This window comes from Corynebacterium sp. HMSC069E04 (assembly GCF_001813175.1).
GTDB lineage: Bacteria > Actinomycetota > Actinomycetes > Mycobacteriales > Mycobacteriaceae > Corynebacterium > Corynebacterium aurimucosum.
The window spans coordinates 1-16,383 of record NZ_KV811674.1 but is presented as its reverse complement, the minus strand read 5'-3'; the positions used below and the strand labels follow the sequence as shown (position 1 = coordinate 16,383).

General features: G+C 58.8%; 16 protein-coding genes. 6 read left to right on the top strand and 10 right to left on the bottom strand.

All coding sequences use genetic code 11. The annotated features are described in order from the left end of the window. Positions 1 to 4: 4 nt before the first annotated feature. On the bottom strand, positions 5 to 274 hold the full coding sequence (locus HMPREF2896_RS06260) for an ACT domain-containing protein (protein ID WP_010186707.1): 270 nt from the start codon (positions 272 to 274) through the stop codon (positions 5 to 7). A 79-nt stretch (positions 275 to 353) separates the two neighbouring features. Between HMPREF2896_RS06260 and HMPREF2896_RS06255 the strand changes: the two genes are divergently transcribed. After that, positions 354 to 1,043 (top strand): SDR family oxidoreductase, encoded by a 690-nt coding sequence (locus tag HMPREF2896_RS06255; protein WP_070643516.1) that lies wholly within the window; start codon positions 354 to 356, stop codon positions 1,041 to 1,043. 34 nt (positions 1,044 to 1,077) lie between these two features. Here the strand turns inward: HMPREF2896_RS06255 and HMPREF2896_RS12410 are convergent, their stop codons facing one another. The 5 genes from HMPREF2896_RS12410 to can all read right to left on the bottom strand — a co-directional run bounded on the left by HMPREF2896_RS12410 (position 1,078) and on the right by can (position 7,124). After that, entirely contained in the window at positions 1,078 to 1,785 is a 708-nt protein-coding gene (locus tag HMPREF2896_RS12410) for a hypothetical protein (RefSeq protein WP_246824003.1), read from the bottom strand. Between the two features lie 62 nt (positions 1,786 to 1,847). Next, complete coding sequence (locus HMPREF2896_RS06250; RefSeq protein ID WP_070710612.1) at positions 1,848 to 2,618, bottom strand: hypothetical protein; 771 nt, start codon at positions 2,616 to 2,618, stop codon at positions 1,848 to 1,850. Positions 2,619 to 2,724: 106 nt separating this feature from the next. After that, the gene (locus HMPREF2896_RS06245) at positions 2,725 to 3,330 is read right to left on the bottom strand and encodes a hypothetical protein (protein WP_246817245.1); all 606 of its coding nucleotides are present in this window, start codon (positions 3,328 to 3,330) and stop codon (positions 2,725 to 2,727) included. Positions 3,331 to 3,564: 234 nt separating this feature from the next. Further along, positions 3,565 to 4,137: a TetR/AcrR family transcriptional regulator gene (locus HMPREF2896_RS06240; RefSeq protein ID WP_070444799.1), complete on the bottom strand. Its 573-nt coding sequence runs from the start codon at positions 4,135 to 4,137 to the stop codon at positions 3,565 to 3,567. A gap of 170 nt (positions 4,138 to 4,307) precedes the next feature. Further along, positions 4,308 to 7,124 carry an aconitate hydratase gene (gene can / locus HMPREF2896_RS06235; protein ID WP_210388748.1) on the bottom strand — a complete coding sequence of 939 codons (2,817 nt, stop codon included), beginning with the start codon at positions 7,122 to 7,124 and terminating at the stop codon, positions 4,308 to 4,310. 370 nt (positions 7,125 to 7,494) lie between these two features. On the opposite strand from can, the gene HMPREF2896_RS06230 reads away from it, so the two are divergent. The 3 genes from HMPREF2896_RS06230 (at position 7,495) to HMPREF2896_RS06220 (ending at position 12,414) form a co-directional block, all read left to right on the top strand. Next, positions 7,495 to 7,971: an Rv1476 family membrane protein gene (locus tag HMPREF2896_RS06230; RefSeq protein ID WP_070444793.1), complete on the top strand. Its 477-nt coding sequence runs from the start codon at positions 7,495 to 7,497 to the stop codon at positions 7,969 to 7,971. Positions 7,972 to 9,433: 1,462 nt separating this feature from the next. Then, a complete protein-coding gene (locus HMPREF2896_RS06225) occupies positions 9,434 to 11,269 on the top strand; it encodes a DIP1281 family NlpC/P60 protein (RefSeq protein ID WP_070444791.1) in 1,836 nt (611 codons plus the stop codon). A 26-nt stretch (positions 11,270 to 11,295) separates the two neighbouring features. Further along, positions 11,296 to 12,414: a ferrochelatase gene (locus HMPREF2896_RS06220; protein ID WP_070444789.1), complete on the top strand. Its 1,119-nt coding sequence runs from the start codon at positions 11,296 to 11,298 to the stop codon at positions 12,412 to 12,414. Here the strand turns inward: HMPREF2896_RS06220 and HMPREF2896_RS06215 are convergent. Continuing rightward, entirely contained in the window at positions 12,411 to 13,178 is a 768-nt protein-coding gene (locus HMPREF2896_RS06215; protein ID WP_070444787.1) for a hypothetical protein, read from the bottom strand. The genes HMPREF2896_RS06220 and HMPREF2896_RS06215 overlap by 4 nt on opposite strands. A 33-nt stretch (positions 13,179 to 13,211) precedes the next feature. Between HMPREF2896_RS06215 and HMPREF2896_RS06210 the strand changes: the two genes are divergently transcribed. Next, entirely contained in the window at positions 13,212 to 14,060 is an 849-nt protein-coding gene (locus HMPREF2896_RS06210; RefSeq protein ID WP_070444785.1) for a DUF3097 domain-containing protein, read from the top strand. Here the strand turns inward: HMPREF2896_RS06210 and HMPREF2896_RS06205 are convergent. Together HMPREF2896_RS06205 and HMPREF2896_RS06200 are read right to left on the bottom strand one after the other, a co-directional pair. Continuing rightward, positions 14,057 to 14,629: a MarR family transcriptional regulator gene (locus HMPREF2896_RS06205; protein WP_070444784.1), complete on the bottom strand. Its 573-nt coding sequence runs from the start codon at positions 14,627 to 14,629 to the stop codon at positions 14,057 to 14,059. The genes HMPREF2896_RS06210 and HMPREF2896_RS06205 overlap by 4 nt on opposite strands. Positions 14,630 to 14,666: 37 nt before the next feature. Continuing rightward, positions 14,667 to 15,407: a TVP38/TMEM64 family protein gene (locus tag HMPREF2896_RS06200; protein ID WP_070643528.1), complete on the bottom strand. Its 741-nt coding sequence runs from the start codon at positions 15,405 to 15,407 to the stop codon at positions 14,667 to 14,669. Between the two features lie 175 nt (positions 15,408 to 15,582). Here HMPREF2896_RS06200 and HMPREF2896_RS06195 point away from each other — a divergent pair, with 175 nt between their 5' ends. Continuing rightward, a complete protein-coding gene (locus HMPREF2896_RS06195; RefSeq protein ID WP_070643530.1) occupies positions 15,583 to 15,999 on the top strand; it encodes a DedA family protein in 417 nt (138 codons plus the stop codon). Here the strand turns inward: HMPREF2896_RS06195 and HMPREF2896_RS06190 are convergent. Then, a complete protein-coding gene (locus HMPREF2896_RS06190; protein ID WP_070643533.1) occupies positions 15,996 to 16,265 on the bottom strand; it encodes a hypothetical protein in 270 nt (89 codons plus the stop codon). The genes HMPREF2896_RS06195 and HMPREF2896_RS06190 overlap by 4 nt on opposite strands. Between the last annotated feature and the right edge of the window lie 118 nt (positions 16,266 to 16,383).

The following is a 16,383-nucleotide window of genomic DNA, read 5'->3' as shown; positions in this document are numbered from 1 at the left end:
GCCCCTAAATTTCGTTCATTGCGGTGAACAGCGCTTCCGACTGCACGCGGATGGATTGTTTGATGGACTCACCGACGGTGTTCATCCGTTCCTGGAGCTGCTGGATGCTGACCTCGTTCTCATCGAATTCGACGCGCAAGATCATGGTGAAGTACTCAGACATGAGGGTCTGGGAGACATCAACGATATTGACGTTAAGCTCTGCGAGGGCGGTGGACACGGCGGAGATAATGCCGGTGTTATCGACACCGGTAACAGTCATGATGGCGATCATGACTAGATTGTAGCCTGTAGGTTTTTCCAGCTGTCCTGGGGTCCTGCAGAGATATCAGACAGCGCGTACGGTGGCGCTCATGACTGATACGACAACAACTGCACGCAAGAAGGTTCTGTACATCGGCGGCCATGGCAAGGTTGGGCTTTTAGCGGCGCCCAAGCTTGTCGACGCCAATCTTACCGTCCATTCCCTTATCCGTAACCCCGACCAGGTCGCTGATGTTGAAGCCCTCGGCGCCACTGCAGTGGTGCGCGATCTCACCGAGCTTTCTGTTGAAGACTGGGTAGAGCTTTTGGCTGACTATGACGTCGTCGTGTGGGGTGCCGGAAACGGTGGCCGCGCTGGCGCTGACGTAACCTGGGCGGTGGACCGCGATGCCGCGCTCGCATCGATTGCGGGTCTGGAGAAGCTAGCTGTTGACGGTAAGAACGCTCCGGCCTACATCATGATTTCCTACATGGGTGCCACGACCAATACCACCGATCCCGCGGACGAGAAGTGGTATGCCTACGTGGAGTCCAAGAAGGCCGTAGATAATAAGCTGAATTCGACCGATCTCAATTACCTTATTCTGGGTCCCGCGGCACTCACGGAAGAGCCTTCTCAGGGCATCACCGTGCTCGATAGCGATGCTGAGCGCACGAGCGATATGACGACTTCCCGGGAGCTTGTGGCCGAGGTTGTCGCTGAGGTGGCTCGCCGCGATAGCTTCCCGGCCTCGCCTCTGGAATTCATCGATGGTGAAGGCAGCGTTAAGGACATCTAGGAAGCAGAGGATGCGGCGGCGTTAAGACCGGCTATTACTTGCTCGCGGCTGAGTCCATGACGCAGGCTTGCAAAGCGTAGTGGCTTTGTGGATAAGTGAGCGGCAATGTACCACCCCGTGGTGCGCTCAAAGATGGCCTTGCTTTGAAAACGCACCACGCCGATGCCCTGTTCGCGGAAGGCACGTGGAGAAGTGAGAGACGCAAACTCATCGCTGATGATGTCGTGAATAGTGCCATCGGGAAGGAAAGGCGCACTTTCGCTTTGTAATAGTACTGGGTGGGTTCATATTCTGGGACGTATTCGCCGGTCTGCCAGATCTCGCTGAGCAATGCGGGATAATACTCTATCCATCCATTTTCTGCGGCGGTACGTATCCGGCGCGCACCCCATGTCGAGCTGCGTATTGACCAAAGATTTCTAGCTGCTGTAACCACGAACAAGACAGCGAAGAATGCCGCGGCCAATCCCTGCCATCCGGAGCTGAAGGACAGATCTTCAAAAATAAGGATTGGAACCGCCATGGCGCAGAGTATTACTGCCACCACAATGCGCGTGCGAAGTTCTTTAGTTTCAAGCGTTTTCCCGCCAAGAAGTGGACTTGCTGTTGCGATTGCACACGTGATGGCGCTAGTTGCTGGCGAGGGGTTGGGAGAAGAAACTGACCGATGACTTCGAGGAATCAGCCTTTCATTGTATTCATGGTCGGGAAAGTCAAAAGGGGCTATGTAGTGTTGAGGCATTCTTATCGGCTCCTAGAAGGCGGCCAGTCTAGACTGTAAATCCTTGAGCATTAACCTTTTATCTAGTTTTGCTCGGCAAAAGACAGCGCCGCCTCGATGTTCTTCTTGCGCAGACCATGCTGGAGTTCTAGTCGCGGATTATCCGAGTCGGCGCGGTATCCCACCACACTCCAGCCGTTATTGTGGTTGAAGTCGACGGTGGCGACGAGGGGACCGTCGGCGAGCAACCGGCCACGCAGCTTCAGCCAGTTCGGATTCGGAGCAATGAACTCCGCTGTCCGGCTCTTTGTCAATGAGCCGTCCGGCTGCAAAATCAGTATCGGGGCGGTGTAGTAGTAATCGGTGGTGTCGTTGTAATCGACGCGACGCTTATAAACCAGCTCACCGATCAATGCGGGGCGGTACTCAATCCATCCATTCGCCCACGCAGTGCGCAGCCGCGTCGTGGATCCCCAGCGCCCTCGCATGACCATAACTCCGATAAGGATGAATACCAGTGCGGTGAGCGCGATGATAATACTGGCTATCGGTATCCCGCCGATGGTTCCATCTGCGCCGGGAAAAAGGACGAAGAGGAAAAGCGCATGCGTCACTGAGAAGAACAGGGACATAACTCCCATGGAGATGACAATGACACCAGCGATGGTCATGCCGGGATTCGTTTGGCCGATCGGTCGCCCGACGCTATCGATAGCTTCGCGTATGCCGCTGCGATCTACGTTGGGGTTGGGCTGCTGATCGTGCTCCTTTAGCTCCTTAGGCGCGAGGGAGTCGGCGCTGGCTGCATCAAATTTCAGCGTTGACCGAGGCAATTGAATAGAAGATTGCGTCATGGATCACAGTGTAAAGGGCTTGGAGCTGCCTTGATCGTCGGTTCAACATCCAATGGGGAGCAGGACCCGTGTGGGGCGGCGGGCCGACCCCAATGAAAGAGCGGCCTTAGCGCACCCAGCGCTGTTCGGCGAAGGAGAGAACGGCTTCTACCTGGCGCCCGGTGAGGCCACACGAAAGTTCTGCTTCTGAACTCGTCCCGTCGGTGCGGTAAGCAGCGACGGTCCATCCATTGTTATTCGTGGAGTCCACGGTTGCTAAGCGGGATCCTTCGGCGATAGCAGTGCCCCGCGATCTCAGCCAGTTCGGATTTGCAGCGCGGAACTCACCGGACATGGCTCTAGCTAGTGTGCCGTCTGGCTGGAGGAGCAGAAGGGGCGCCGAGTAATAAAAATAGGTTCGTTCACGGTCGTCGGGGCCTACGGTTTTGCTGCGTAGGTACACCAACTCACCGATGAGAGCAGGACGGTATTCTACCCAGCCGTTGCGCCATGCAGTGCGCAGACGCCGAGAACGACTGACTTTCATGGCCACGCGTCGCAAGCCAATCCCCACGATGATCAGGATGATCAGTAAAGGGAAGACGGGAATGAAAGAGATGAGCCGAAACTGTGAAATGACATGTCGCGCTGAGCCGAGGAAATCGTAAATAAAAGTGAACGCCATGCCGCATACGAAGAGCACCACGATAGTGATAAAAATCCAGGTAGCCACGTCGCCAGACTTCAGGCGCCCAGGCAGCGGACCAGCCTCCTCGATGACCTCGCGGAGCCCTGAATTATCTATTCGCGCGCTCGGCTGAGCATCGTGGGCGCGCTGTTCTTTCGGAGCAAGCCGGGGTGTGGCGTTTAGACTAATTCCACACTGCGTCCGCGGAAGCTGTAGGGGAGTATGGTGCATACGCCATAGTGTAGCGTCAATCACACTCCGCCACTGAGCGTTAATCGCTTAGTGCTCGGCGCGGGAGCCACGAATCGATTGTTCTACCAAACTCAACACCTGGTCTAGGTTCTTGGTGTCTCCCAGCGCGAGGCGGTTGATGAAGCCGTCCATGAAAGTCTCTAGGTACGTCACGAGGGTATCGATGGAGACGTCATCGCGCAGGCGACCTTTTTCCGCGTTGGATTCCAAGCGAGCGCGTACCGCCTTATCCAGAACTTCTTGCTCTTCGTGCCACCGAGCGGCGAAAGACGGATCAGTGCGCAGCATCGAGGTAACGGCCAGGCGAGTGGCCAACCAGTCGTGGCGCTCAGGGTGGCGCAGCATCTCGCTCATAACCTCAACCAGACCGTTATTTGCCACAACCTCGGCCTCGCGGGCCGCGTCTTCCCGGGCCAGGGCCAAAAAGAGAGACTCTTTATCGCCGAAGTGGTGAAAGATAGCCCCACGCGATTTGCCCGTGGCTTCTTCAAGGCGGCGGACTGTAGCACCGTCATAGCCGTGCTCCGCAAAGCATTTTCGTGCCCCAACCAGGATGTCGTTGCGGCGGCGATGAAGTTCGGAGTCGCTCATAATCGGCATGGCTGGAATCTCGCTCCTTAAGGCACGGCGGGGGATAATCAGGTGATGAAAATACGTAAAGGTTAGGAAATAGAAAAGGCCAGCCAGCACTCGTTGTTGCTAGCTGGCCTTTTGCCTAGTTATGCGGGGCTATCCGTAGTCGGCGTCCCCGCATGCGGGACAAGGCTGGTTTAGGCCTTGACCATCTGGCGCAGAACGAACTGCAGGATGCCGCCGTGGCGGTAGTAGTCGGCCTCACCAGGCGTGTCGATGCGAACCTTGGCATCGAACTCAACGGTCTCGCCGGATTCCTTGGTGGCGGTCACGTGGACCGTCTTCGGAATGCCGCCCTCGTTAAGAGCCTCAATGCCCTCGATATCGAAGGTCTCGGTGCCGTCCAGGCCCAGAGACTCGTGGGACTCGCCCTCCGGGAACTGCAGCGGGATGACGCCCATACCGATGAGGTTCGAGCGGTGGATGCGCTCGAAGGACTCGGTGATGACGGCCTTCACACCAAGCAGGTTGGTGCCCTTAGCAGCCCAGTCACGGGAGGAACCGGTGCCGTACTCCTTGCCGGCAAGGACAACCAGCGGGATGTTGGCTGCCTTGTAGTTCTCGCAAGCATCGAAGATGAAGGCCTGCGGTGCGCCCTCCTGGGTGAAGTCGCGGGTGTAGCCACCGGCGACGTCGACCAGCTGGTTCTGGAGGCGGATGTTGGCGAAGGTACCGCGCATCATGACCTCGTGGTTACCACGACGGGAACCCAGGGAGTTGTAGTCCTGGCGCTCCACACCGTTGGCATCCAGGTACTGAGCGGCCGGGGTGCCCGGCTTAATGGAGGAAGCAGGGGAGATGTGGTCGGTGGTTACGGAGTCACCGAGCTTAGCCAGAACACGAGCGCCCTTGATGTCCTGAACCGGTTCCGGCTCAGTTGGCATGCCGTCGAAGTACGGTGCCTTGCGGATGTAGGTGGAGTCCTCGTTCCACTTGAAGGTCTCACCCTCCGGAACGTCCAGGCTGCGCCATGCGTCATCGCCCTTGAACACGTCGGCGTAGTCCGCCTCGTAGAGCTCGCGGGAGATGGCCTGCTGGATGGTGTCCTCAATCTCCTGCGGGGAAGGCCAGATGTCCTTGAGGAAGACATCGTTGCCATCCTGATCCTGGCCCAGCGGCTGGGTCTCGAAATCGAAGTCCATGGTGCCGGCAATAGCGTAGGCGATGACCATGATGGGGGAAGCCAAGTAGTTCATCTTGACGTCCGGGGAGATGCGGCCCTCGAAGTTACGGTTACCGGACAGCACCGCGGTAGCAGCCAGGTCATGCTCGTTGATGGCGTTGGAAATTTCCTCCGGCAGCGGGCCGGAGTTACCGATACAGGTGGTGCAGCCGAAACCGGAGAGGTAGAAGCCCAAGGCCTCCAGATCCTTCCAGAGGTCTGCGCGCTGGAAGTAGCCATCCACAACCTGGGAACCCGGAGCACAAATGGTCTTAACCCACGGCTTGGACTTCAGGCCCTTCTCGGCCGCCTTGCGGGCGATGAGGCCTGCGCCGACCATGACGGACGGGTTGGAGGTATTGGTGCAGGAGGTGATGGAAGCGATGGCTACCATGCCGTGGTCCAAGGTGTACTCGCCGCCGTTCGGGGAGGTGACAGTCACCGGGTTGGACTGGCGGCCGGAGCCACCCTTGGCTGCGGATTCGCCCTCACCAGCGCGAGACTTGTTCAGGCCACCGGTCACGTCGACGAGGGAGTTCTCGTCGGCGCCCTCAGCGGTCATGCGCTTCGCCTCGATGGTGGACTCGTCTGCAACAACCTCGCCGGAAGCGTAGGTCGGCAGATCCTTACGGAACTGTTCCTTGGCCTCGGAGAGGAGGATGCGGTCCTGCGGGCGCTTCGGGCCGGCGATAGAGGGCTTAACGGTGGACAGGTCCAGCTCGAGGTACTCGGAGTACTCTGCCTCCGGAGCGTCCTGCTCCAGCCACATACCCTGCGCCTTGGCGTATGCCTCGACGCGGTCGATCTGCTCCTGCGGGCGGCCGGTGAGTTCGAGGTACTTGATGGTCTCCTCGTCGATCGGGAAGATCGCGGCGGTAGAACCGAACTCGGGGGACATGTTGCCGATGGTGGCACGGTTGGCCAGCGGCACCGACTTCACGCCATTGCCGTAGAACTCAACAAACTTCTGAACGACGCCGTGCTGACGCAGCATCTCGGTGATGGTCAGAACCACATCGGTTGCGGTCACACCGGTCGGAATCTCGCCGGTGAGCTTGAAGCCCACGACGCGGGGGATCAGCATGGACACCGGCTGGCCCAGCATTGCAGCCTCGGCCTCGATGCCGCCGACGCCCCAGCCCAGAATGCCCAGGCCGTTCTCCATGGTGGTGTGGGAGTCAGTGCCGATACAGGTATCCGGGTAAGCAACACCGTCGTTGTCGAAGACAACGCGGGAGAGGTACTCAATGTTGACCTGGTGGACGATACCGGTTCCCGGAGGAACAACGCGGAAGTTGGAGAAGTTCTCAGCACCCCAGCGCAGGAACTGGTAACGCTCCTGGTTGCGCTCGTACTCGATCTCAACGTTCTTCTCTAGAGCTTCGGTTGAGCCGAAGGCCTCGACGATGACGGAGTGGTCAATAACCATCTCAGCCGGGTTGAGCGGGTTCACCTGGTCCGGCTTGCCGCCGAGGGCGGTGATAGCTTCACGCATGGTTGCCAGGTCCACCACACAGGGGACACCGGTGAAGTCCTGCATAAGAACACGGGCCGGGGTGAACTGGATCTCGGTATCCGGCTCAGCGGAGGGATCCCAGTTCGCCAAAGCGTTAATGTGATCCTTGGTTACGTTCTTCCCGTCCTCGTAGCGCAGCTGGTTCTCAGCCAGCACCTTGAGGGAGTAAGGAAGCTTCTCCAGGCCCTCGACTGCGTTGATGTCGAAGTAGTCATAAGACTTACCGTTGACCTCAAGAGTCTTCTTGGCGCCGAAGGAGTTCAGGCTTTCAGTCATAAGGAGCTCCATTCCTTGCTTTTGCTTGTGGGTTATCGAACACTGGTCGAAGGTTCATCGAATTTGCCGTCATGCCCTAGCAGCCAACTGGAGCCAGGAATTTCGACAGTCTCAGAACGCTAATGTTCCGTATCTATTGTAGATGTAAGAACCCTCGGTTGACACCAGCATAACAGTACGAGCGTTCTGTTTCCTACATTTCGGGGGTAGCGGCGAGTCGCCCACGTCAACCGCACTGCACGGTTTAGGCTCAGTCGGGAGCAGCAGGGGGGACACGCCCCGCCAAAGAAATGAGCTTGACGAGCCGTGACGCCAAGCACAGCGATCAAGGTCCCAATGATCATTGAGGCTAGAGATTAAGGAGAGGCGAATGATTCCTGCGGGAGTAGACGTAGATGACATCGCCGATCAGCTCTCGGCCGATGGCGTGGCATTCTCCAATCCAGAACTAGCGCTTGACGACGACCTCCAGACCCACATCGCAGAATCCCTCCAACCCAACCACGGCATTGCTGTCGTTGATGTTTTTCCGGAGAAAATTCCAGATCTCCGCGATCTGGCCACAACCCTTCAAGAGCAAACGGGACTTGACACAGTAATTCTCCAGGCACCCATGCGGGTGTCCGCGGTCAGTAATTCTTATGACCGGGCAGCCCTAGAGGCGGCCGAAGATTCGCTTCCCACCGGACTCGATCAGGTAACCCTGCTTAATGATTTTTATGCCGTTGCAGATCAGTTCTCCGTGCCGTGGTTGTTGATTTTTGCGGTCGCGTTCACCGTTGCGGCGGTCGCTGGATGGGCGAGTTTCCGGGCAGCCGCCACGGAGGTTGAACCAGCCGATCACTAGGCGAGAAGACGCCGACCAACACGCGCCGGCCTTCAGTGCGGGGGAGTAGGGAAGTGGCGAAAATCAACCACTAAGACTTGATTTTTCGCCGGGGGAGTGGTTGCCGCTGGGCTTTCGAGCCTTCCAAAGCTAGGTGTGCCACGAGACTTGAGACAGGCGCAGGGCGGGCAATTTCTCGTCCCGCTGGAGGGTGAAATCTCCGGCCGGCGGGCGGGCGATCCCGAGGTCGAAGCTGACGCCGCGAGGCAGAGCTCGAAGGGCGAAAGGCTAATGGGGTCTCGCACGCAAGTGCCGCCTCCTCAAGCACCCTCCGAATGGTGTGCCGCTAGGAACTCGCCCCCGAAGAGAGAAAGGCGCAAGGCAAGGCTTGGGACGCGACAAAGGGGCGGTGCCCGATGGGCAGGACAGGTGAGGGCCGAGGGTAGAGTGAGCAACATCACAGTCACACCTTCGTAACAATGTCATTGCAGGTTAGGTGCGCCTGTAACGCCGTGTGGTCATGCGTGGCTTATGTGAAAGATGGGGAAAGTGTGCGAGAAGGCGTGTCGGTGACGTATGGTTCACGTATCGACTCACGGGTTGACTATTGCTCCATACGTTCATGGACCAAGCCTTGACTCTCAACTGATTTGTCGCACGGGTATGTGGGGAAGCACGCCACGAGCGAAGGGAACTGTTGAGGTTCACCGCCTGGTGGATGACCGTCGCACCACTATGTTGATGCGCATAGCAGTACAGTTTGCTCGGCGCAGTCGGTACCAGTGTTCAAATTTTTTTAGATATCGAAACACCTACCTCCCGAGTGGAAGAGGCTTCATACACTTCATACGCATGCCTTTTTGAGGGCTGCGTCGGCCTGGGTTCCATCGGTTTCCGGTTGGGTGCCAGCCACGAGGGCTTGCGCGTGCGCCACTATTGGTGCGAGACGCGACCCTTCCATGAGCGCGGCGCCGAGCGAGGAGGAACCGACATAGGACTTATCGCCAGATTAGGGTGTGTGCCCCCTCATCGCCGGATCGCGCAGTCATATTTAAGCGCGCTCTATGCGGAGCAAACGAGCCCGCGAGTGCGCAGTCTGATTTGCTTTTATAAAGCGGTCCGGCTTGATGTTGGTGCACACACGAGACGCCGCGCAGTATCGTGTTGCCCCGTGTCAGTGATGGTGCAGCCCAACTTATTCGACCTATATTGTCGTGAAGTTGCTCGTAATCATCTAGGGCAACCCGCGTGGGCATACCCCGGCCAGCACCGGGTGCCAGCCTTTTCGGTTCCACTTATTCCTTTGGACGTAGCCGTCGTCGTAACATCCTGCGGGAAGACCGAGCTAGCTATGCGCACTTTGCGTGCCTTAACTACCGTTTGCCTGGCTGACTCGTTGCCTGTACCGCTCGATGTCCGGCACGCATGTCTGCACGACACGCATGACAGTTCCAATGAGGTAGGTGCCTAGGAGATAACTCTCGTGGCCACCACATCGTCATTTGGCTTCCGGCGTTTCAAGGCAGCTTTCGCTGCCATTGCGACCACCGCAGCCTTGTCTACCGCTTCTTCGCTCGCTCCTGCAGTGGCGGAGGAGCCTGAGCGGCTCAATATTGAGTCACTGCTGTCCTCTGATAGTCCTTCCATCGCTGACCTCGCCGGCGCCATCGCTCAGATTGAGGAACGCATCGCGCAAGCGGAGGCCGAAATCGGCATCCAACGTGAAACCGTCAACCGGGCGCTCGTTGATCTCAATGACGCTCGCACTAAGGCAGCCCAGGCTCGCCAGGGAACCGCGACGGCTCGCCAGGAGCTTGATGATGCCCAGGCAGACGTCGCCGATGCTCAAGCCAAGCTGGACGAGGTCTCACGCTCTGCCTACCGCCGAGCAAATACCTCTGACGCCGTTTCCCACGCGGCCGGCAAGGATGCCCGATCGGATATGTTGGAGCGCCAGTCCTACCTCCGCTCGCAATCAGAAAAGCAACAGGCCATTGTGAGCGATCTGGAAAAGGAGCGCACGGAGAAGGCCAACAAGGAGTCGCAGCTACGCAAGACCCAGCAGTTGGCTGAGGAGCGCGCAGAGAAGGCGGCCGATGCTGAGTCCGCTGCACGCGAACAGCTCTCCGCTTCCGAAGCTTCAATTGAAGAATCTGCGGCCGAGCGCGAGGACCTTCTCTCTCAACTCTCATCTCTCCACAAGGCCCTTAATCAAGCTAAGGGTGTTGACGTGGTCGATTCGTCAAGTCCAGAGACCGGAAAGAACGTCAACGATGAGGCCTTGTCGCCAGCGGGGGAGGCCGGTACTCAGGACACAACTACGGCCCCAGCCGATGACTCCACAGAGTCGACCCCAGAGACCGATTCCGTCGCGGCCGCCGGCCCTTCAGCCTCCGAGGCGAAGGACCCTACTTTGCAATCACAACGCTCTGCGCCCTCCGTTTCTGCTGAAGACATGGATGCGCTCTCGAGTGCCGCAAGCACTGTGGCCAACGATCCGAACGTGCAGGAATTGTCGTCGACAAGCACTGCAAGCTCCGCTGAAGAGGAGGCGACTTCAGGCGGCAGCGGCAGCTCCTTCGACCCGAGCGGGATCGATGCTGAGACGGTTGCATTGGGCATTGGCGCGGTAGGAACCGTAGCTTCCTTGGTCGCCGCTTCTCAGCCAGGCCACAGCAACAGCTTGAGCCAGGACGAGATCGACGCTTTGGTTGAAGGCTCCTCAAAGCTTTTCGCCCTGCAGGGCGAAGGCGCGAGCATCGCGGAGGCTAGCGATTCTGCTTCCGCGACTTCGGATGAAGACACTGTGGAGTCCGAGGTTTCCGGTGTGCTGGATCCACTTGACACGACCGATAGCGTCACGGATAAGGCTTCCGAATCTCTGGGTGATGCCTCCCGTGAGGCAAAGATCGAGACTGTCATTTCGCGCGCGACGTCCCAGGTAGGTGTTCCGTATGCGTGGGGCGGTGGCGATGCAAACGGTCCCACCCAGGGCATTCGTGACGGCGGCGTGGCGGATTCCCACGGTGACTACAACAAGGTCGGCTTCGACTGCTCGGGCCTTGTTCTCTATGCCTTTGCAGGAGTAGGCATTTCCCTGCCGCACTACACCGGCTACCAGTACCAGAAGGGGACCAAGATCGCACCGAGTGAGATGGAGCGTGGTGACCTAATCTTCTACGGCCCAAGCGGCAACCAACACGTGGCGATCTACCTCGGCGATGGCACGATGGTTGAAGCCCCGCAGTCTGGTCAAAACGTCAGCATTACCCCTGTGCGTCAAGGCGGCATGGCACCCTATGCCGTGCGCCTGATCTAGAACAGCCCGTTGCTAGACTGGGCTGCATGACTGACACACTGCGTACTGCCCAGGGCAACGCCCACAGCACCGATTCGGTGCCCTCTTCATTCGACGCCCTCCTCGTTCTTTCTTTCGGTGGCCCGGAAGCAAACGAGGAGGTCGTCCCGTTTTTGGAGAACGTTACCCGTGGCCGCGGCATTCCGCGCGAGCGCCTTATCGAAGTTGGGGAGCACTACTTTCACTTCGGTGGTAAAAGCCCCTTGAACGAATTGAACCGAGAGATTATTGACAACGTGGCCGTGGAGCTCAAGGCTCGCGGACATAATCTACCGGTTTACTTTGGTAACCGTAACTGGCATCCCTTCGGAACAGAAGCTGTCGAGAAAATGGCTGCCGACGGAGTGCGCAACGTGGCTGTCTTTGCTACCTCGGCGTGGGGTGGCTACAGTGCTTGCCGACAATACAACGAAGACATCGTCGCTTTGCGCAAGTACGTCGAAGACAAGAACTTGCCCGCCATGACCTTCACCAAGCTTCGTCAGTTCTTCGATCACCCGAAGTTCATCGAAGAGATGGCTGCCGCGGTCCGAGATGCCTACGCACAGGTCCCGGAAGACAAGCTGGCTAGCACCCGCATGCTGTTTACTGCCCACTCAGTTCCAACGGCGCACGATGCAGTGGGGGGTGCTGAAGGAGATAAGCACATTTACTCCCGCCAGGTGGCGGAAGCTTCCCGTCTCGTCGCCGAGGCAGCAGGGGTGGAGGACTATGACCTTGTATGGCAGTCGCGGTCAGGCAACCCGGCTACTCCATGGCTAGAGCCGGACATCGTCGATCACACGACGCTCATCCACCAGGAGGACGGTGTCGATGGCGTCGTCGTGTGTCCCATCGGATTCATCTCCGATCATATGGAGGTCATCTGGGACCTCGATTCAGAACTAAAGCAAGCCGCCGAGGAGATGGGGGTTAGCGTCTATCGCACCCACACCGCTGGTCCAACCACTCGTTTCGCCTCGCTCATCGTGGACCTCATCGATGAGCTGGAGCAGGGAACCGAGCCCGTTTCTCTCGGAGACGTCACTGTCCAAGGTTGCACCGTCGATGGTGCCCCCTGCGCTGAAGGGTGCTGCGATATCTGGTCGCTGCACAAGCCGCATTAACGCGCGAAATCCGTGAGCGCGTAGGCCACGCCAGCCATTCGTGCTTGACGGATGTGGCGCCATAGGCGCAGCAGCTGTGGATCGAGGCTGTGGTCCTGGATGCGGTCGGTCACTGTCTCGATGATGGCCGCGACGCGATCAGCGCGCGCAAAAAGTTTTGCTGCGCGCCCCGGTACCGCAGCGGGTAAACCCGGAGTGTCATAGAAGTCACTAAGAGTTCCCACCGTCAGCCGCGGATTGGGGAGAGCATCGCTGCGGTAGCCCAGAGCTTCGATGAGTGCTGCGGATTCATTCGTTGCGGCGCTCAATAGCGCATCAGCCTCGCCCGGGCTTAGCCACGCAGGCGAGGGGAGCGCAGCAGTTTCCTCAATTACCATCCACTGGGTGGCGCCGTCGGCATAAGAGGGCACCAATACTAAATGACGGTCTCTATCGTTGGTCCGCACCACGATAGCGCCGGCCGGATTATTAGCCGCTGCACGCGCCGAATCCGAACCCGCCGGTAGTGCTGGCGCCTCACCCGGGCCAGAAAGGATGAGTCGCAGGAGGGGCTCGCGTTCACCGCGCTCGATAATGGAGATGGTTTCGCGTCGGAGACGTGACATAACATCAAGGAAGGGTTCTCCGTTCGCTCCCTGCTGTTCCCCGCCTAGCTCGCGGAGGGCATCAAGGAAATCATCGGCGGATTCGTGTCCCCACAGCCACGCGCCAAGCCAGACGGCGACGTTTTGTACGGGGGACCAGACTTCGGCGCGCATATCCATGGCTGGACAGTGTAGACGATAGGGTAGACCGCTATGAGCTTGAATTCCCGGGATCCTTACGGCGGCGACATTTTCGCCGGACATGCACGCAACAAGAAAACCGAATACCCCGAGGTGCCCGCAGAACCGGGGCTGGTCGTCGAGGTTCGCGGAGACGATTTCGTGGGGGCGGTGATGGGCGTGGACAAGACCGCGTGGGGGCCAGTCGTGCGCCTCGAAGATCGTCACGGTACCGAGCGAGTATTCAAACTTGTCAAGGGCGGCTTCCTTGTAGAGGGGCAGCCGGTGACGCTGACGAGATACGTCGAGAAGCAAGCGCCCAGAAAGTCGAACTCTGGATCGCGCCGCGTTGAGAACGTTGAGGCGAAAGTAGCCGCGCCATCGCGCATTTGGGTCGAAGGCATCCATGATGCGGCGATCGTGGAGAAGGTCTGGGGGCACGACCTGCGAGTAGAGGGCGTGGTAGTCGAATACCTCGAGGGTCTAGACAACCTCGAGGAACGCCTCGCTGAATTCCAGCCAGGACCTGGGCGCCGCGTGGGAGTTCTCGCGGATCACCTCGTAGAAGGCTCAAAGGAAACGCGGTTGACGCAAACAGTGGGCGAGCATGTGCTCGTGACCGGACATCCCTTCATTGATATCTGGGCAGCCGTTAAACCCGAGCGCCTAGGGCTGCGCGCCTGGCCCGAAGTTCCCTATGGGGAGGACTGGAAGACTGGTATCTGCCGGCGAACGGGCTGGTCCGATCCCAAGGAAGGCTGGAGCCGTGTTTATAATGCCGTCAATTCCTTCCGGGATCTCGATTCCACGCTCATCGGCGCTGTAGAACGTCTCGTAGACTTCGTCACGACGCCCGAGCTGCGCAAAGAAGATCTTCTTTAGTTCGAGTTCGCTCGGTCGATGAGATTCACCGCGAGCTGACATCCGGCGGTTTCCGCTGCCCAGCCTGCCGCCTGGAGGCGCTGGGACATAGCCTGTTTGGAGATACCCAATTCCTCGGCGGCCTCATTCTGGTTTAGTCCTCCGCGCACCAAGGATGTAGCCTCGCGGCCCTCCATCGTGCGCTTAGTGAGTACGAAGCCGAGGAGAGCGAAGGCCGCTGCAATATCCTGCGCTTCCTGCGCCCGCCCGCGCCGATCAACCTTGGCGTAGACATGCCCCGCGCGTGCTGATCCCTTCACAGCAGCGGTAGCGACGGCGCGCGTCTCGGCATCTCCCGCGCCCTCGCCCGGGACAACACCGATACCGATGGCCCAGTCACCGTCCGCAAGAAGTGCCATGACGACATCGCACACCGCGGAAGAGGAGTAGGCAACGGCGCAAATATCCTCGACGCCAAGGACCTCGAATTCACCGACGCCCTCCAGCGTGGAAAGCGCAGCTGCGGAGCGTTGGACCAAATCGGCGCGGCGCACCGAGCGACCGCGGTAGCGGGCATGGACTGCTAGCACGTTGAGAGACTCCTTCCAGTGAGAAACAACGTTTAGTCTACCCCTTGCGCTTGACCGGTCGTTGCATACCGGGCTCGAGCGGCAAGCGCGTGTCTAAAATGAGTCCGGCGATACCGAGTGCAGCGGCGAGGACAAAGCCAACGATGGTGTAGGGGCTTGTCTTACCGGTAAGCGCGTCCCCGAAAAAGACACCGATAGCGGTCGTGGGAATCGAACCGATGAGAGTGGCGATGGAAAACTGCAGGACCGAAATTGGGGTGAGGGCCGCGACATAGTTTAATAAGGAAAACGGAACTCCCGCGACCATCCGCAATGAGGCCACGGCGAGCCAACCGCGGCGGTCCAGGCGCGCATTGATTGCATAGACCGCCGGGTGCGTGAGGTGCGGGCGAATCCATTCACCAAGCAACCTGCGGATTATCAGCAGGGAAACAGTGGCGGAGATGGTCAGTGCGACGAGGGAGATGACCAGCCCGAGCCACGGGCCGAAGAGGAGCCCCGCGGCTAAAGTCCATACTGTTCGGGGGATGGGGAACTGCGTGAAGAAGATATAGGAGCCGGCAAAGGCGACGAGGAACCATGGCCCGAGGTGCTGCGACCAAGAACGGAGCGCGGCGAGAGAGGGGACGTCGACAAGCACGGCAAGAATCACCAGCGCCATGCCGGTGAGGATTACCGCCGCCCAACGCTTCCACGTCCAGCGGCTGCAGCTCCGCCAAGCCGAGCGCGCCAAAGACGTACAAAAGTCACCGACGCTGTGCACCCAACCAGTTTTCATAGGGCTACAAGCTTAATCCGAGTGAGGCCGAAATCCTCATTGGATCCAAGCGCGTCCCGCGAGTCGCGGTGTCTGGGGAGGAACTGGGAGTAGCGCCCCAACTTGCTGGCAAGCCTCGGTTCGATGCACGGTTTCAGCACTCCGCGGTGGATACTTATCTGAGGCACGCATCCGCATGAACTTTCTTCATAACCTCACGTCTTATATGGACGCGGCTACCTTGCTTGAGGCTTTTGGGCCATGGGTCATAGGCGGTATTGGCCTCGTGGTGTTCATTGAGTCAGGAGTACTCTTTCCGTTCCTTCCGGGGGATTCACTCCTGGTGGCCGCTGGTACGGCTGAAATGCCCTATAAAAAGTTCATCGGATGGAACGTTAGCGGGGCAGTGGCATGGGTGCTCTCCATGAATTTGGTCGGCGTCTTCTTGGGAAATATTCCAGGCATTGCCGATTCGATTGAGAAGATCATGCTGCTTATCATCGCGCTGTCTGTAGTGCCCATCCTGATCAAGGCTGTGCACAGCTACGTCACGTCGAAGAAGAAGGCAACTGTAGTGGAAGAAGCGGAACCTATTAATAGCCGGGCAGCTTAGCAGTCCACGTAGCGAGCGTACTCACCCCGCAAGCGAGCATGGGTGACATAAACGGGTTCGTTGTCCCCAGCGTGCCGCAATTCCTCCGTGAGGCCGGCCATGACCGCGTCGCGGGCTTGCGCATGGGTGGAGTGGAAGCTCATCACCGTGCCATCAACAACGGCGTCACCGCGTCGTTTAACCACAACATACTGAGAGTCCTCGGGGGCCTCGACCACATGGCGCTGGGCGGTGAAGGGATCTAGATAGGTAAAAGTAGCGTGCATACGCACCCACTGTACCGATGCGAAAAGCCCCGTGAATCGCCTGCCTTTCTGGCAATGCGAAACACGGGGCTTCTATCTGTGCCCGAGGGGGTGTCTGGTTCGGAGACATCGTTCCGCA

What these genes read in the sequence shown, in the direction of transcription:
- HMPREF2896_RS06260 (WP_010186707.1), bottom strand. Translation starts at nt 274, where the DNA reads ATGATCGCCATCATGACTGTTACCGGTGTCGATAACACCGGCATTATC.
- HMPREF2896_RS06255 (WP_070643516.1), top strand. Translation starts at nt 354, where the DNA reads ATGACTGATACGACAACAACTGCACGCAAGAAGGTTCTGTACATCGGC.
- HMPREF2896_RS12410 (WP_246824003.1), bottom strand. Translation starts at nt 1,785, where the DNA reads ATGCCTCAACACTACATAGCCCCTTTTGACTTTCCCGACCATGAATAC.
- HMPREF2896_RS06250 (WP_070710612.1), bottom strand. Translation starts at nt 2,618, where the DNA reads ATGACGCAATCTTCTATTCAATTGCCTCGGTCAACGCTGAAATTTGAT.
- HMPREF2896_RS06240 (WP_070444799.1), bottom strand. Translation starts at nt 4,137, where the DNA reads ATGCCGATTATGAGCGACTCCGAACTTCATCGCCGCCGCAACGACATC.
- can (WP_210388748.1), bottom strand. Translation starts at nt 7,124, where the DNA reads ATGACTGAAAGCCTGAACTCCTTCGGCGCCAAGAAGACTCTTGAGGTC.
- HMPREF2896_RS06230 (WP_070444793.1), top strand. Translation starts at nt 7,495, where the DNA reads ATGATTCCTGCGGGAGTAGACGTAGATGACATCGCCGATCAGCTCTCG.
- HMPREF2896_RS06220 (WP_070444789.1), top strand. Translation starts at nt 11,296, where the DNA reads ATGACTGACACACTGCGTACTGCCCAGGGCAACGCCCACAGCACCGAT.
- HMPREF2896_RS06215 (WP_070444787.1), bottom strand. Translation starts at nt 13,178, where the DNA reads ATGGATATGCGCGCCGAAGTCTGGTCCCCCGTACAAAACGTCGCCGTC.
- HMPREF2896_RS06210 (WP_070444785.1), top strand. Translation starts at nt 13,212, where the DNA reads ATGAGCTTGAATTCCCGGGATCCTTACGGCGGCGACATTTTCGCCGGA.
- HMPREF2896_RS06200 (WP_070643528.1), bottom strand. Translation starts at nt 15,407, where the DNA reads ATGAAAACTGGTTGGGTGCACAGCGTCGGTGACTTTTGTACGTCTTTG.
- HMPREF2896_RS06195 (WP_070643530.1), top strand. Translation starts at nt 15,583, where the DNA reads ATGAACTTTCTTCATAACCTCACGTCTTATATGGACGCGGCTACCTTG.
- HMPREF2896_RS06190 (WP_070643533.1), bottom strand. Translation starts at nt 16,265, where the DNA reads ATGCACGCTACTTTTACCTATCTAGATCCCTTCACCGCCCAGCGCCAT.